8 protein-coding genes are annotated in these 13,801 nt (G+C 62.5%); 7 read left to right on the top strand and 1 reads right to left on the bottom strand.

The window, feature by feature from the left end; all coding sequences use genetic code 11:
* Window positions 1-170: 170 nt before the first annotated feature.
* From QOL82_RS26365 to QOL82_RS26335, 7 genes are all read left to right on the top strand, one after another.
* Complete coding sequence (locus QOL82_RS26365) at window positions 171-1,535, top strand: exodeoxyribonuclease V subunit gamma (RefSeq protein ID WP_283445301.1); 1,365 nt, start codon at window positions 171-173, stop codon at window positions 1,533-1,535.
* On the top strand, window positions 1,535-3,616 hold the full coding sequence (locus tag QOL82_RS26360) for a hypothetical protein (protein ID WP_488158811.1): 2,082 nt from the start codon (window positions 1,535-1,537) through the stop codon (window positions 3,614-3,616). Before QOL82_RS26365 ends, QOL82_RS26360 begins: the two co-directional genes overlap by 1 nt.
* Window positions 3,613-7,290 carry an exodeoxyribonuclease V subunit beta gene (gene recB / locus QOL82_RS26355; RefSeq protein WP_283445300.1) on the top strand — a complete coding sequence of 1,226 codons (3,678 nt, stop codon included), beginning with the start codon at window positions 3,613-3,615 and terminating at the stop codon, window positions 7,288-7,290. Before QOL82_RS26360 ends, recB begins: the two co-directional genes overlap by 4 nt.
* Window positions 7,287-9,290, top strand: a complete 2,004-nt coding sequence (recD, locus tag QOL82_RS26350) for an exodeoxyribonuclease V subunit alpha (protein WP_283445299.1) — start codon at window positions 7,287-7,289, stop codon at window positions 9,288-9,290. The genes recB and recD overlap by 4 nt, the downstream gene beginning before the upstream one ends.
* 34 nt (window positions 9,291-9,324) lie before the next feature.
* A complete protein-coding gene (locus QOL82_RS26345) occupies window positions 9,325-9,858 on the top strand; it encodes an alpha/beta fold hydrolase (protein ID WP_283445298.1) in 534 nt (177 codons plus the stop codon).
* Window positions 9,859-10,262: 404 nt separating this feature from the next.
* On the top strand, window positions 10,263-11,762 hold the full coding sequence (locus tag QOL82_RS26340; RefSeq protein ID WP_283445297.1) for a hypothetical protein: 1,500 nt from the start codon (window positions 10,263-10,265) through the stop codon (window positions 11,760-11,762).
* Window positions 11,763-11,784: 22 nt separating this feature from the next.
* Window positions 11,785-13,545 (top strand): Hsp70 family protein, encoded by a 1,761-nt coding sequence (locus tag QOL82_RS26335; protein WP_283445296.1) that lies wholly within the window; start codon window positions 11,785-11,787, stop codon window positions 13,543-13,545.
* Here QOL82_RS26335 and QOL82_RS26330 read toward each other — a convergent pair.
* On the bottom strand, window positions 13,532-13,720 hold the full coding sequence (locus QOL82_RS26330; protein WP_283445295.1) for a transposase DNA-binding-containing protein: 189 nt from the start codon (window positions 13,718-13,720) through the stop codon (window positions 13,532-13,534). The two genes, QOL82_RS26335 and QOL82_RS26330, sit on opposite strands and share 14 nt — an antisense overlap.
* Window positions 13,721-13,801: the final 81 nt, after the last annotated feature.

Below are 13,801 nucleotides of genomic sequence, written 5' to 3'. Positions count from 1 at the left end.
GAACACATGCCGGCACGTTTTCTCGCTCTTAGAACAATTTCTTGATAGAAACAAGAGTATAGACGACAATGCCTGCGACACGGAATGTCGCAAGGGCAAGCCAAGCTGCGTGCAACAGTGCGGCCTAGCTTCAACAGGTCATCCAGATAAAACGAAAGGGACAGATTCCCATGTCATCCGCCATTACGCCCGCGCTGATCGCGCTGCACAGCAATCGCCTCGAAAACCTCAGGGATGTCGTCGTCAATTTCATGCGCGAGCATCCGCTGGGCCCGCTCGAAGAGGAAGTCGTGCTGGTGCAATCCAATGGCGTGGCCGAGTGGCTGAAAATCGCGCTGGCGTCGGACCTGCAGGTATGTGCCGCGACACGGGTGATGCTGCCGGCGCGGTTTTTGTGGCAGGCCTATCGCGACATGCTGGGCCATGCGCAGGTCGCGCGCCATTCGCCGTTCGACAAGACCGCGCTAACCTGGCGCCTGATGCGGCTGCTGCCGGAACTGGTCGCCGGCCATGGTTATGCGCCGCTGCAGCGTTACCTGGCCGACGGCAGTCTGGAACGGCTGCTGCAGCTGTGCCAGCGCCTGTCGGACCTGATGGATCAATACCAGGTGTATCGCGCCGACTGGCTGCAGGACTGGGAGGATGGCAAGGATGTCCTGCGCGGTCACGGCGGCGGCGCGGCGCAGCCGGTGCCGCCGGATCAGGCATGGCAAGCGCGGTTGTGGCGGGCGATTTGGGACAGCGTCGCGGCCGAACAGCAGGACGATGCGCGCGCTGCCGTGCATCGTCGTTTCGTCGCTGCGTTGGCTGAAGGCGCGGCGCCGGCGCGGCCGCTGCCACGCCGGGTGATCGTCTTCGGCATCTCGTCGCTGCCTTACCAGACGCTGGAAGCCATCGCTGCGCTGTCGAAGCATGTGCAGGTGATCATGGCCGTGCACAATCCCTGCCAATATCACTGGGCCGATATCATCGACGGCCGCGAGATGTTGCAGGCGAAGCGCCGGCAACAGCTGAAAAACGGCCAGTCGTTGGCGGACATGCCACTGGAAGACATGCATGCACATAGCCATCCGTTGCTGGCTTGCTGGGGCCGGCAGGGGCGCGACTACATCCGGCTGCTGGACGGGTTCGACGAAGACGAAGCTGCGCGTGAACGGTTCCCGGTCAACAAGCTCGACCTGTTCGACGACGCGCCGGGCGACACGCTGCTGCAGCAGGTGCAGGCTGCCATCCGCGACCTGCTGCCGCCGGACGACCATCCGGCCGAAGCGCCATCGGTCGACGCCTCGATCGAATTCCAGGTGGCGCACAGCGTCCAGCGCGAGGTCGAGGTCCTGCATGACCGTCTGCTCACCATGCTGGATGAAGACAAGGGTGCGCTCCGGCCGCGCGACATCGTGGTCATGGTGCCCGATATCGAAGTTTTTGCGCCAGCCATCCATGCCGTGTTCGGCCAGCATGCGCTGCTGCATCCTCGTCATATCCCCTACGATGTCGTCGACATCGCCGAGCGCGCCGGGTCAACCCGCTGTTGATGGCAATCGACTGGCTGATGCGCCTGCCGCAACAGCGCTGTCTGCACAGCGAGATCCTGAGCCTGCTCGACGTGCCGGCGCTGGCCGCCCGTTTCAGGCTGGCGGAGGAAGACCTGCCGCGCGTGGCGCAGTGGATCGAGCGTTCCGGCATTCGCTGGGGACTAGACGAGGCGCATCGCGATGCGCTCGGCCTGGGCCAGGCCGGGGGCCAGAATGCCTGGCTGTTCGGCGTCGAACGCATGCTGCTGGGCTATGCCTGCGGCAGTGGCGACAGTTATCTCGACATCGAGCCGTTCGCCGAGGTTGGCGGGTTGGACGCGGCGCTGGCCGGCTCGCTTGCCTGCCTGATCCACGCGCTTTTGATCTGGCGCGAAAAGCTGGCGCTGCCTGCCACACCGGATAGTTGGGCGGTACGCGGGCGCGAGTTGATGGCTGCTTTCTTCGATATCGACAGCCAGCGCGATCGCCTGACGCAGGCCACGCTCGAGCAGGCGTTGTTGGCCTGGCAACAGCATTGCGCCGCCGCCGGTTTCGATGGCGAACTGCCCTTCGCGGTGGCGCGCGAAGCCTGGCTGGGCGGCGTCGACGAAGCCTCGCTGCATCAGCGCTTTGTCTCGGGCGGCGTTACCTTCTGCACGCTGCTGCCGATGCGTGCGGTGCCGTTCGAGGTGGTCTGCCTGCTCGGCATGAACGACGGCGATTATCCGCGCCGCGCCCAGAATGCTGATTTCGACCTGCTGGCGATCGCCAGCCTGGCGCGCCCGGGCGACCGGTCGCGACGACAGGATGACCGCTACCTGATGCTCGAAGCACTGCTGGCGGCACGCCGCACGCTTTACATCAGCTGGACCGGCCGCAATATTCGCGACAACAGCGCGATGCCGCCATCGGTGCTGGTTGCCCAGCTGCGCGACTATCTGGAGACATGCTGGAAGCTGGATCTGAAGCAAATCACGACCGAGCATCCGATGCAGCCGTTCAGCCGCCGCTATTTCGAGGAAGACGGATTGACTTCGCACGCCGTCGAATGGCGGCAGGCCCATGTCGAAGCCGGTCCTGCCGCGGCGGATGCGCTGCCTGCATGGACGCCCGAACCGGGCCAGCGGTTGAGCCTGAGCGAACTGGCTGCATTCCTCAAGCAGCCGGTTGCCTATTTCTTCAGTCGCCGCCTGCAGGTGGGGTTTGATGACATCGCAGCCGGCGGGCAGGACAACGAACCGTTTCAGCTCGACAGCCTGGAGCACTACCATGCCGGGCGCCGTTTGCTGGAAGACCGCGGGCTGCAGGAGTCGGCGGACGAGGCCGACCGCGCAATGACTGAACGGGCCGGGCGACTGGCGCGCGAAGGCTTGTTGCCTCTGAAGGAATTCGGCATGCACTACCAGCAGGAACTGGTGACAGGCTTCGTGCCGGCGCGGCTGGCCTGGCTGGACCTGTGTATCCGGTTTCCCAAACCTGGCAAGCGCATCCGCGTCCGGCTCGAGCATCGTGGCGTGATGCTGGAAGACTGGATCGACAATGTCCGGCGCGGCGACGAAGGTCAGGTGCTGGTCGAGCAGCAGTTCGGGCGGGTGCTCAAGGCCCAGGGAAGGAATAGGGTTCTCAGGGCCGAAAAAATCCTTCTGGCCTGGTTGCGCCAACTGGCAAGCGCTGCAATGCAGACCGCTACAGCCCCGGCTCTCGCAGGCTGCCTGGTCGGCGCCGACGGCCAGGTCGACATGGCGCCGCTCGATCCGGACGAATCGCGCCGGACACTCGAAAAGCTGATCGAATGTTGGCTCGACGGCATGGCGCGACCGCTGCCGGTCGGCAGCAGGACCGCAATGGCTTATCTGCATGGCGGCGACAAACAGGAAAGCAGTGCACGCACTGCATACGACGGCGGCTTCGATCGGCCGGGTGAGGTCGCCTATCAGCCGTGCCTGGCCCGGCTCTGGCCCGACTTCGATGCGCTGCAGGAAAACCCGGACTGGCAGGAGTGCATCGAGCGGCTGTACGGCGATCTGTACGCATGGATGTGTGTGCCCGGCCAGGCTGACGTCGTCGTGTTCGACGACATGCAGGAGAAGGAAATCGCATGAGCCACATACTCGACCCATTGACCTTCCCGCTGCATGGTACGCGCCTGATCGAGGCCAGTGCCGGCACCGGCAAGACCTATACCATCGCTGCGCTTTATGTACGGCTGGTGCTGGGCCATGGCGGCGATGACGGTTTCGGCGGTGCGCTGATGCCGGCCGAAATCCTGGTGATGACATTCACCCGCGCCGCGACACGCGAACTGTCCGACCGCATCCGCGCGCGCCTGGTCGAAGCCGCAGCCTGTTTCCGGGACAGGCAGCAGCCCGACGCAGGCGACCAATTCCTGCAAGGCCTGCTGGCGCAATACAGCGATCCGCAGATGCGGCGCGACGCAGCGTACAAGCTCGCGACGGCGGCCGAGGCGATGGATGATTGCGCGGTCTTTACCATCGACGCTTGGTGCCAGCGCATGCTGCGCGAGCATGCGTTCGACAGCGGCTGCATGTTCGATGAGGAAATGATCAGCAGCGAGAGCGCATTGCGCAGCGAAGCGCTGCGTGACTACTGGCGGCAGCAGGTGTATGCGCTCGACCGTGACCAGATCGCCGTGCTGCGTGGCGTGTTCAACGACTTTGCCGGTTTCGAGAAGCAGGTGCGCTACCTGGTGGACCGGGCTCACCTGATCTGCGACGTGCCAGCGGAAGATGCGCTGGGCAGCCTTCTGGACGCATACAAGGTCGAGTGCGATACCGTACTCGGTCCGCTGAAGGCGGCATGGGGCGCGCATGCGCTTGCCATGCATGGATGGCTGATGTCGGTGCTGACCGGCACGCCGGGAGCATTTCATGCCAGCAAAATCAAGCCGAACAAAGTTGCCGAGTGGCTCGACAGCCTGACGACTTGGGCCGCTACGCCTGCCATGATCGATGTTCCCGGCTTCGATGCCTCTGTCTGGAAAAAGCTCAGCCGTGCCGGTATCGTCGATTGCGCAAACGCCGCTCACAAGACCACAATCGCCGCAACTGTGCCCGCGGTATTCGATCTCACGCCGCAGTTGCAGCAAGCGATACAGAGCCTGCAGCCATTGGACGCGATGCTGCTGCGTCACGCCGCAGTCCATGTAGCCAGGCGTATGGCCGAACTCAAGCAGAAGCAGCGGCAGTTCGGCTTTGCCGACATGCTTTCGCGGCTGCGCGTGGCGCTCGACGCGCAGGGGGGCAGCGCCGAAGCACTGCGCGAGCGCATCGTCCAGCAGTATCCGGTGGCGCTGGTCGATGAATTCCAGGACACCTCGCCCGACCAGTACAGCATCCTCGATGCCCTGTACCGGGTAGGCCAGGGTGTCGCCGATCGCGGTGCGCTGTTCATGATCGGCGACCCGAAGCAGGCCATCTACAGTTTCCGCGGCGCCGATATCCACAGCTATCTCGCTGCGCGTGTCGCCACTGCCGGCCGGCACTACCGGCTCGATACCAATTTCCGCTCGACCGCTGCGCTGGTGGAGGCCGCCAACCACTTGTTCAGCCATGCCGAGTCGCTGGCCGGCGGAACCGGCCATCCTGCGGGCGCATTCTGCTTCCGCAGCAATGGCAGCAACCAGTTGCCGTTCGAACCGGTGCGGGCGAACGGACGCAAGGAAACATTGGTGGCGGCGGGCGGCGACGTGAAGCCGATGACCATCTGGGTCCGGCCCGAGCCTATGAAAGCCGACGAATACAAGAAGCATTTCGCGGGCTTGTGCGCCGAGCGTATCGTCACGTTGCTCAACGACGCCCAATGTGGCTTCGAGCGACGGGTCGGGGCGCCTGGCTTCACCCGGCTGCAGCCAGCCGATATCGCCGTGCTGGTGCGCGACCGGTATGAAGCGGCCGCGGTGCGCCGCGCGCTGCAGAAGCGCGGCGTGCGTAGCGTCTATCTGTCCGACAAGGATTCGGTATTCGACAGCGTAGCGGCGCGCGACGTGCTGCGCTGGCTGCAGGCGGTGGCCAGCCCGTTCGACGGTGCGCTGGGGCGCGCCGCGTTCGCCACGTCGACTGCCCGCGTCGCATTGGCAGAACTGGCCGCGACCGTCGGCGACGATCTCGCATGGGAAGCCAGGGTCGAGATGCTCAAGTCGCTCCGGCAGTTATGGCAGCGCCACGGCGTTCTGCCCATGCTGCGCAAGTTCATCCACGACCTCGGCCTGCCGACGACGCTGCTCAGTCAGGACGGCGGCGAGCGTCAGCTGACCGACCTGCTGCATCTGGCCGAACTGCTGCAGGCGGCAAGCCAGAAGCTCGACGGCGAGCAGGCATTGATCCGGTGGCTGGCGGACCAGATCGCGGATGGCAGCGAGACCGGCGACGAACGGATCCAGCGGCTGGAAAGCGATGCCGAACTGGTGCAGGTCGTCACGGTTCACAAGTCCAAGGGATTGCAATACCCACTGGTTTTCCTGCCGTTCGCCGTATCGGCACGGACAGCTAAAGGCGGTGAAACCTATTACGAATATACCGACGAGCAGGGAACGCGCGTCGTTGCGGTGAAGGGCGGCGATGAAGCAGTTGAAGCGGTCAATGCTGCCATACAGGAAGAAGACCTGCGCCTGCTCTATGTCGCGCTGACCCGGGCCGAGCATGCGTTGTGGCTGGGCGCGACGTCGCTGTCCAGCAAAGATATCAGCAGGTCGGCGCTGAATTATCTGATTCATGGCGAGACCAAAACCTCGTCCGATGCGCTGCTCGACGACATCTGCAGCATGACTGCCGGCCAGGCCGGCATCGTGGTCGAGGATGCGCGGCGCGAGCCCGGTAACGAAAGGCTGCGACGGGAGAACCCGCGGGCGCCGCTGTCGACGCAGCCCGAGTATCGGGGCCGGTTCGAGCGTAACTGGTCCATTTCCAGCTACAGCGCCCTCGGCAACAAGCTTGCCGGCATGCGCTCGCCACAGACGCCCGCACAGGACGCGCTGCTGCAGGAAACCGGCGACGTCGTTCCGGTCGTTGCGGCGCCACCGACCGGCTGGCACGGCTTGCCGCGCGGCGCATTGCCCGGGCTGTTCATGCATGCACAACTGGAATGGCTGGCGCGGGATGGATTTGCCGCGGCATATGCGCCGGACTTCAGCGAACAGGTGCTAGCGCGTTGCAGGGCGGCCGGGTGGGAGCGGCATCACCAGTCGGTGCATGACTGGCTGCTCGCGATCGTTTCCACGCCGCTGCCGGCAATCGGCGTTGCATTGCGCGACCTCCACGGCGCCATACCGGAAATGGAATTCTGGCTGCCGACCGAGCAGGCCAGCGTCGCTGCGCTGGATGTGCTGTGCCAGCAGCTGTTGGCCAGGGAAACAGCCGTGCCGGCGTTGGCCTCCAGTCAGCTGCACGGCATGCTGCATGGCTTCCAGGACCTGGTGTTCGAGCAGGACGGACGCTACTGGGTGCTGGACTACAAGGCCAGCTGGCTGGGCCAGGACGATGCCGCCTACACCGCGGACGCAATGGCCGCCAGCGTGGCCGCCAACCGCTACGACGTGCAGGGGGCGTTGTACCTGCTCGCCTTGCACCGGCTTCTGCGCAGCCGGCTCGGCGCCACCTATGTGCCAGAACAGCATTTGGGCGGCGCGCTGTTTTTCTTCCTGCGTGGTGTCGGTCATGCCGGCACGCGCGGATGTTTCCACCTGAAACCCGATACTGCGTTCCTCGACCGCCTCGATGCGCTGCTGCGGGATGATGACCTTGCCAGGAAGGCCGCATGATGCCCCATTCAAAGTTGTTCGACTGCCTCGATGACTGTGCCGGCAACGGCGGTGTCGGCATGCTGGGCCTGTCCTTCGCCCGCTTCATCGCCACCTCTAGCGATGTGCCGGCCGCTGCGTTGCTGGGCTGCGTCCTGCTCGCCGAGTTCGAGGCGCGCGGCCACTCCTGCCTGCGGCTGGAGGATCTGGCCGACCAGCCATGGGAAAAGCTTGCCTGGAAAGAGGCGCAGTGGCAGCGCCTGTGCGAGGCCGCCGGACCGTTGCCCGTCGGGTCGCAGGCCTGGCGCGAGCTGCTGGTGGCTTGCGGCCCGGTATGGAGCGCTGGCTGCGGGGACGCTGGCCATCCCTTGGTGCTCCACCGTGACCGGCTCTATCTGCGCCGCCACTGGCGCGAAGAAAACCAGATCGCCCGCGCGGTTGCCGCAAGGGTCGGTGTCGAGCGGGATGTTGATGCAGCGCAGGTCCGGCATTACCTAGACCGACTGTTCGATCCCTTCCCGGCTGGCGAATCTGTTGACTGGCAAAAGGCGGCTTGCGCCATCGCTGCGCGCGGCTGCCTGAGCATCATCACCGGCGGTCCCGGCACTGGCAAGACCTACACGGTGGCGCGCCTGCTCGCACTGCTGCAGGGGCTAGCCGGCGAGTCGGCGGACCTGCGCATCGCCATGGCTGCGCCTTCCGGCAAGGCAGCCGCGCGGCTGCGGGAGTCGATCGATGCGGCGTTGACCGGATTGACAGAGAAGGCCGCCGGGCTGATCGATCTTGCCGGGCTGTGTTCCCGGCTCGGGCAGCCGGTCACTCTGCATGCATTGATCGGCATGCATGCGGAAACCCGTACCGTCCGCCACGACGCATTCCGGCCACTGGATGTGGACGTATTGATACTGGACGAAGCATCCATGGCGCATCTCGAAATGATGGCCTGTGTGCTGGAAGCGCTGCCGCCGCAGGCAATGCTGGTGATCCTTGGGGACAAGGACCAGCTTGCGTCGGTCGAGGCCGGCGCCGTGCTTGGCGACTTGTGCGGCGACGCACATGCCGGCGGCTATTCCGAAGCGACGGCACGGTATATCGAAGCTGCAAGCGGCCAGGCGGTGCCGGCTGCCATGATCGGTCATGGCCATGCCTTGTGTCAGCAGATCGTCATGCTGCGCAAGAGCCGCCGGTTCGATGGACCGATCGGCACGCTGGCGCTGGCGGTCAATGAAAATCGCGCGTCCGATGCCCTGGCGATCTTGCAGGATGCGGGCGCTGGGGACGGCACGCTGCACTGGGACGAGCGCGCCAGCACCGCCAGTCTGCTCGAACTGGCGATCCGGGGCCGGATGCGGGCCAATGACGGCTACGGACGCTTTTTTGCCGAGCTTGCGGCAAGGCCACGCGACGCTGCCGAGCATCCGGACTGGGCAAGGCGCGTGCTGCAGGGCTTCGATGGTTTTCGCATTCTGTGCGCGGTCCGGGAAGGAGTCTGGGGCGTGGCCGGGATCAACGAGGCAATCGAGCAGCATGCCAGGAGCATGAAACTGCTGGACGGCAGCGGAGAGTGGTACGAAGGCCGCCCGGTCATCATCACCCGCAACGATCGCAGCCTGGGTGTGGCCAATGGCGACACCGGCGTCTGCCTGAAGGAGCCGGGACCGCGCGGCATCATGCGGGTCTACATGCTCGACGGCGCAGGGGTGCGCAGCGTGCTGGCGTCACGCCTGGCCCATGTCGAAACCGCATTTGCCATGACCGTGCACAAGGTGCAGGGATCCGAATTTGCTCACGCAGCCCTGGTACTGCCGGTCAAACCATCGCCCGTGGTCAGCAGGGAACTGATCTACACCGGCATCACGCGCGCCCGGGACAATTTCACGCTTGTCACGCCGCTGGCGTCCATGCTGGAGCAGGGCATGGACAGGCAGACACAACGCACCAGCGGGCTGCGGGAGTTGCTGGAGGAACGGTTGGCGTTTCTGTCGGCAGCTGCGCAGCAGACCGACCGCGCAGCGGCGTGAGCGGCATGGTCCGATTACGTTGAAAGGATCTTCAATGAGCACTGAGATTATGGAAGTAGACTATCTGGTTCACTTCGTCCATGGCAAGGAGAGCGGCCCGTGGGGCAGCAAGATCAGCCGCCTTGCCGCAATCGCCCGCGCGCATCCTATGCTGGTCCAAAGCCTGGATTATGCCGGCATGGACGATCCGGTCGCGCGCGCCGAAAAACTGGTACGCAGTTGCGAATCGGTCACGCAAAAGCTGATCCTGGTCGGCTCCAGCATGGGCGGCTGGGTCGCAACGGCCGCCAGCGCGAAGTTAAAGCCGCAGGCGCTGTTTCTGCTGGCGCCCGCGTTCTTCCTGCCGGCCTATCCGCCGCTGCAGGCGGCTTGTCCGGGCAGCGCAATTGAGATCGTCCACGGCTGGGGCGACGACATCATCCCATACGAGCATTCCGTGCGTTTCGGTCGTGAGCATGCCTGTAGCGTCCATCTGCTGGATGACGGACATCGTCTGCAAAACCAGACGCTTCAGCTCGATGAGTTGTTCGGCGCGTTTCTGCGCCGCATGGCGCAAACTGCGCAGTAAAGAAGTCCAGCGTTGTCTGTCTGTCACGCGTCGATAATGCCGCACCTGACCAAGATCGCTGCCTGTGCCGCAGGCTATCTCAACGCGGTTCCATATCGTGCATCTTTCGCATACTTGTGAAAAAAACAAATGGCGCCTATTGCTATTGATAAGACGAATGAACCAACCAACCACATCACGAGCCCGGAAACTGGTCGTCGACGGCGAATCGCGTACGCTGTTTGGTCTTGATGAAACCCATTGTATTTTTGAAAGTGAGGGCGAGGAGACTTCTGTTGTCCGGTAGACTGTCGTCTTTGAAAAATGAGCAGGCGGCCATGCTGAATACGAAAGGGATGCGATTTCCGGTGGATGTGATTCTGGTCTGCATTCGCTGAAAGTTATTGATTTTCCAATTGGAAAGCATGAGTATAGATGGGTTAATTTTAACTGCCGCTATGGAAAACAAAGATCAGACATATTCCGACAACTGGGATAAGCAACTGGCCAGCATCCGGGAGGCGCGAAGCCTCCGGGACCTGAACGAAATCCTAACCAACAGTATGGCGCGGCAGACCATCCACTCGCTTCTGAAAAGAGACGAGGATTTGCGCGTGACAATCGACGCGATAACTCGACTGGGCGAGGGAACAGAAGAGGATTCGGGGCTGCTAGCTGGAGCCGCGCTTGGACGGCTCGCGAGCGTGCTTGGAAGTGCGCAATCCCGTGCCGTCATCGACGCGATTCCGCGAGTTCTCGCGCGTCGACCAGGCGCTATCGACAAACTGCAGGGCAAGGAAAAATACTACGCATCGTTGAGCTTGCAGTATGTCGAAAATCCGTGGGTGACGGACTACTGCTTTAACGAAGCGTTCGCAATCAACACTGCGGAAAACGCGCGTAAAGTCCTCTTGCAAACCGCGATCGGCCGTTCGGGCGACTTGGCGTCGGCGTGGCACGCCGTCACTGCGGCGATGGTTAAACAGGGCGTGGGTACCGACGGCCAATTGCGGCGCGCGGCCGACGTCTCGTCCATCTGGCTGGAAGTTGTCCGCGGCTGGTCCGGACCGATTGGGCCGCGCCCCGGCGCCGCGTTGTCCGCCTGGATGGCGGTGCTACTAAACGCGGCTAGGGCTTCCACGGAGGAACAACTCGTTTTCAACATCGTCGACAATGCGCTGGCGATGGCGCTCAGAGTGGTGGAACTGAGATTTTCCAATGCGTTCGTCGCCGAAACCTATCAGCCACTGGAACGCGCAAAATCATTGGTCGGTCGCGACCAATGGTCCCGGTACCTTGGCAAGTCCGAGGTGTTGTTGAAGATTCGTCAATGCGTTCAGGAATCGGCGCTGGTGCTTGCTCGTCAAAATCGCACCGATAAAGATATCGCAACGGCGCTAGAGGTCGTGTTCTCCAGCCGGGAGCAGGCGGCGAGGTCGATGAGTGCGTATTTCGCCGAACTGCACGATCTGGATCCCGAAATTCGCGCCTGGTGGGTGAGCGTGGGCGCAGTTCAGCAAGTTCAACGGGAGGTCAATCATCAGATCGGGAACGGAGAGGACCAGCAGATAGGGGCGCTGTTGATCGAGGTAGAGGCATGCAAGGAAACGATGGACAAGCTTGAGCGCGCCGTTGTCCCACAGCTTGAAATATCGGAGCCGCCATTGGCGTCGACCGTCAAGCGGGCCGCCGTGGCCTATAAAGATATGGCGCGCATAGCCACGCAGTTGGCCCGCATGCGCCGGCTATCAAAGACCAGCTTGCTTGATGCAGTGATCGAATACAACCCCTTGCAGCATGAGTTGCTGGGAGGATCCAGGCCAGGGGTCAGGCACGTGCGAATCGTGCGGGAAGGCATCCAGAAGGAATTTGCGGGCAAGATAAAAACGCTGGTGAAGCCGTGGGTCGAGCCCGCGAACGACTAACAACAAGGAATAAGAAGAGATAATGGACACGTCCGAAGCTCACATTCTGCTCAAAAACCTGCTTAAGCGGATACGACCACAGGAGGATGGGTCCGGCCTGTTGTCAGGGACAATCACCGAGGACGAGATCGAAGCGCTGCGGTCCGGGCTGCGGGCGCTTGGCTTGGGCGAACCACTGCATCCGCAGGAGGTCGAGCCCGCGCCGGCGCTCGTTCCAAGGCCCGCTCTGAAGAGTGAAGGCTTCGAGGCTTCCTCCGTGGAGAGGCCTGTTATCTTGGTAGAACGCTCGACCTCTGGCACGGATAAAGGGCCGATTCCAGAGGATGAGGCGCCGTTCCTAGACCTAAGTTGTCTATCGCTGCCAGCGCCCGGGACGGATAGACGTGTCTGCATCGATTTCGGCACCGCGATGTCGAAGGTGACGCTTGTCAGCGATGAGACTGCCAACCGGCCCTACGAGGAAATAGACGTGCTCAAGTTGGGCAGGCCGGGAGACCAAGAGGAGATCAGCGAGGAGATGCTGGTGTCCTCGGTCTACATCGATAACGATGGTTTGTTATGGTTTGGGGCGCAAGCGGTCCAGCGCTCGCAAGTCGAGGGTCTCGATGGGAAGCGACAGAGAATCGATAACGTCAAACGATATCTCTCGGAGGAAGGATTTGGCGACAGGGTGGCCGGTCAATTTAATCCGACGGACGTTACCATCACATACCGGGACATGATCTTGGCTTATTTGACATTCCTCACTTGGACAATGAACCAGTGCCTTGACGACTTGGGCTACGAACGAAATATCTCGCGCCGATTCGCCATGCCGTGCTTTGATGGCGCGAAATCGAGAAAGACGGCGCAGGACTTGAAACGGATGCTTTTCGAAGCCCAGATACTCGCGGACACCTTCGCTACCCGTATTGCGGACGGCATTGATCTGGCCGAATTCATGAAGGCCGCTTCGGCGGCGGGCAATGTAGAGGCCACGTCGGGATTCATTGACAAGGCTGTCACCGAGCCGCTTGGGGTGGCCGGCGCCTTGTTGAGCTGGAAGGCGGCTGCCAATTCGTTGGTCATGGTCGTGGATGTTGGCGCTGGCACTAGCGACTTCAGCTTGTTTCGTCTCGGTTTCAACGATGAAACTGGCAGGGCATCTGCCTTCGAAGTAAGAAACTCCGCGCGCGGGCTCACCGAAGCTGGCAATCATCTTGACAATTTGTTGAAAAGCATCGTGCTGAAGAAAGCCGGCATTGATTCCCGCCACCCATATTGGATCAACATCCTCGGTGCACTCCAGCTCAACCTGCGCGACTATAAGGAAGCTCTCTTCAACGACGGCGTAGTCTCCGTCTCGCTCTTCAACGGCGACGTCGTAGAAGTGACTCGCGAGGAATTCCTGGGGTTACAGCAGGTAGCGAGCTTCTCGGCGTCCCTTCGCACCTGTATGAAAGAGATTTTGGCGTCTGTCGACAAAAGTTTCATCGCCGGCGCGCCCAACGGCAGACTCGCCGTTGCGCTGACGGGCGGCGGCGCGACGCTTCCGATGGTGAGAGATCTCGCGGAAGGCGAGATTGAGATCAACGGGAAAGTTCTCAAATTGGCCCAGGCGGCCGCTTTCCCTGCATGGTTGGTCGAGACGTATCCGGAACTCGAGGATCTTTACCCGCGTGTGGCCGTATCCTTGGGTGGCGCCCGTCGACGGGTGATCGATCACGGCGGAAGCGTCGGGATAACGGCGGGAGACGTCAAGGCGCCGCCAACACTCGGGGGCTATTACGTCAAAGGCTCTTGAAAACGTATCCGGCCATTTTCCTCGTCACCAAGTACCAATGAGGAGGACCGCCGTCGCATGCGCCAGGAATGCTCTCGCTGGGCTTTGCCGCCAACAGCGTTAGCAACTCCTTCGCATGCTGGTCTCGCCTTGGATCCCCCAAGTCTCGCACCTTAAATTCCTGAAGTAGCCCCATGATTCCCCGGACCGCCGGTATTCCTTAAACTAACGACTAGGAATACTGCTATGGATAGACCTATGCCTTCGGGAAGAAATC

The organism is Noviherbaspirillum suwonense, assembly GCF_900182955.1.
GTDB lineage: Bacteria > Pseudomonadota > Gammaproteobacteria > Burkholderiales > Burkholderiaceae_D > Noviherbaspirillum_A > Noviherbaspirillum_A suwonense.
The sequence above is the reverse complement of the archived record's forward strand: the minus strand, read 5'-3'. Positions and strand labels throughout refer to the sequence as shown.

What these genes read in the sequence shown, in the direction of transcription:
- QOL82_RS26365 (WP_283445301.1), top strand. Translation starts at nt 171, where the DNA reads ATGTCATCCGCCATTACGCCCGCGCTGATCGCGCTGCACAGCAATCGC.
- QOL82_RS26360 (WP_488158811.1), top strand. Translation starts at nt 1,535, where the DNA reads ATGGCAATCGACTGGCTGATGCGCCTGCCGCAACAGCGCTGTCTGCAC.
- recB (WP_283445300.1), top strand. Translation starts at nt 3,613, where the DNA reads ATGAGCCACATACTCGACCCATTGACCTTCCCGCTGCATGGTACGCGC.
- recD (WP_283445299.1), top strand. Translation starts at nt 7,287, where the DNA reads ATGATGCCCCATTCAAAGTTGTTCGACTGCCTCGATGACTGTGCCGGC.
- QOL82_RS26345 (WP_283445298.1), top strand. Translation starts at nt 9,325, where the DNA reads ATGAGCACTGAGATTATGGAAGTAGACTATCTGGTTCACTTCGTCCAT.
- QOL82_RS26340 (WP_283445297.1), top strand. Translation starts at nt 10,263, where the DNA reads ATGAGTATAGATGGGTTAATTTTAACTGCCGCTATGGAAAACAAAGAT.
- QOL82_RS26335 (WP_283445296.1), top strand. Translation starts at nt 11,785, where the DNA reads ATGGACACGTCCGAAGCTCACATTCTGCTCAAAAACCTGCTTAAGCGG.
- QOL82_RS26330 (WP_283445295.1), bottom strand. Translation starts at nt 13,720, where the DNA reads ATGGGGCTACTTCAGGAATTTAAGGTGCGAGACTTGGGGGATCCAAGG.